Annotated in this window: 1 protein-coding gene; it reads right to left on the bottom strand. The window is 70.6% G+C overall.

Annotated features, from left to right (window positions below; all coding sequences use genetic code 11):
- Positions 1–102: 102 nt before the first annotated feature.
- Positions 103–642 (bottom strand): DUF2243 domain-containing protein, encoded by a 540-nt coding sequence (locus D9R02_RS11825; RefSeq protein ID WP_047979326.1) that lies wholly within the window; start codon positions 640–642, stop codon positions 103–105.
- Positions 643–849: the final 207 nt, after the last annotated feature.

Consider the following 849-nt stretch of genomic DNA (forward strand, 5'->3'; position numbering starts at 1 on the left):
CCCCCGGAGACCCCTGCTCCCCCGCGCCCACCACAGCCGCGAGAAGCCCCGGGGGTGCGAAGAGCGTCAGGAACCCGGGGAGGATCAGAGTCCCCGAGCCCATTACGCCGCCCGGTACGCCCGGGCGCCGCGCCGCATCACCAGGTACCCCACGAGCATGAGAACCACGGCCGTGCCGTTCCACACCAGGTCGTACGGCAGCAGGTCCACGCCGTAGCGGATCTGGTGGATGCCCAGCAGCTTGTGGTCCACGATCCCGTCGAAGAGCTGGAAGGAGCCGACGCCCAGGATCACCGCACCCACCCAGTGGGGCCAGTGCACCCCGCCACTGCGGCGCACGTCGGCCAGCATGAACAGACCCCACACCGTGATGAACCATGCAAACGCATGAAAGAAGCCGTCGGTCACGAGAGCGACCTCGTGCGTGGAGAGGTCGTAGAAGTGGTGCCACTGCAGGCCCAGGTGGAAGATGAACAGGTCGATCATGGCCGCCGCGATCCCGCAGCCGAACAGGAACCCGGACAGCGCGGCCCGCTTCCGGGTGCGTGTGACGTCCGGGCCCGACGCCGCCCGGTCAGCCGTCGTCTCGCTCCTCGCCGATCCTGCGGACGGGGCAGCGGGTGTGGATTCCGGATGTGCCATGTTCCCTCCCGGGTCGCGCGGTGGCCCGTGGTTGGACGCAGCGCGCGTGTCCCGAGCGGGAACCGCACCGCCGCCCGCCCTCGGACCGCTTGCCGTCATCAGCCTACTGACGTGTGCGCTCCGTGGCACGGTTCTCGCACCCGCAGCGGCCGACATGACGTGTCCGCCCGGACCCGCGGGGCCACCACCCACCCCCGGGTCCGACCC

Source organism: Kocuria rhizophila, from assembly GCF_003667225.1.
Lineage (GTDB): Bacteria > Actinomycetota > Actinomycetes > Actinomycetales > Micrococcaceae > Kocuria > Kocuria rhizophila.

Bases quoted from the DNA above. Each gene is read 5' to 3' on its own strand.
- D9R02_RS11825 (WP_047979326.1), bottom strand. From the start codon at position 642: ATGGCACATCCGGAATCCACACCCGCTGCCCCGTCCGCAGGATCGGCG.